Genomic DNA, 1,136 nt, shown 5'->3' with positions numbered 1-1,136 from the left:
ATCACGCAAGCTAATGGTGCAAAGACCTCTTCTTGGTTAATATCCCAGCTGTTTTCGGTCTCAGTAAACAAGGTTGGTGCCATGTAATAACCGTCGTGGGCCATCTCTAGGCGCTCGCCACCATAAGCTAGGTTGGCACCAGACTGCTTGCCTTTTTCGATCCAATCCATGTTTGCTGCCAGCTGTTTATCATCGACTACTGGTCCCATAAAGATACCGTCATCTAGAGCGTGACCGACTTTTAGCGTTTTCATCCGCTCGATCATGGCATCAACGAAAGCGTCGTGTACGCCGTCCATGACGATCAAGCGTGAAGAGGCGGTACATTTTTGACCTGAACCACCGAACGCACCAGCGATTGCCGCGTCCACAGCGACTTGCATATCAGCATCATCAGCGATGATCAAGGCGTTTTTGCTGCCCATTTCAAGCTGGCAACGCACAAAGTTTGGCGCAGTAGCCGCAGCGACTTTGCGACCTGTCGGTACTGAGCCTGTAAAGCTGACCGCGTCGATATCTTTTGAGTGAATAAGCGTATCACCGACCGATGAGCCGCCGCCTAATAGCAAATTAAACGTGCCCTCAGGCAGTCCTTGACGATGAATAATCTCAGCCATAGCGACTGCGCTGGCGGGCGTCAAGTTTGCAGGTTTCCAGATGACACTATTACCAAAGGCTAACGCCGGCGCGATTTTCCAAACCGCCGTTGCCGTCGGGAAGTTCCAAGGCGAGATAATCGCGACCACGCCAACCGCTTCACGAGTGACTTCGACTTTGACCCCAGGGCGGACTGAATCTGCAGTATCACCGATTTGACGTAATACTTCGGCCGCATAGTAATGAAAGAACTGCCCTGCGCGGTAAATCTCGCCGCGACCTTCCGCAAATGGCTTACCTTCCTCACGTGAAAGCAATGTACCCAATTCATCACAGCGGGCGATCATCTCATCGCCGATCGCTTGCAAGATAGATTGTTTTTTCTCAAGTGGCGTCGCTTCCCATTTTGGCTGAGCATGGCGGGCAGCAGCGATAGCGTCTTTGACTTGATCTGCGCTTGCCTGCGCAAAATCGCCAATGCTTTCACTAGTGTCTGAGGGATTGATGTTGTTGATAGTATCGGTGCCCGCTTGCCACTC

The 1,136-nt window shown here is 51.9% G+C and carries 1 protein-coding gene; it reads right to left on the bottom strand.

What is annotated here, in order from left to right:
* Positions 1-1,136: aldehyde dehydrogenase family protein (locus ACTXGO_RS14280; protein ID WP_443574981.1), on the bottom strand; the 1,136-nt coding region annotated here is incomplete at both ends.

Source organism: Psychrobacter sp. T6-1 (assembly GCF_052258445.1).
This window is presented reverse-complemented; position numbering and strand designations above follow the sequence as displayed.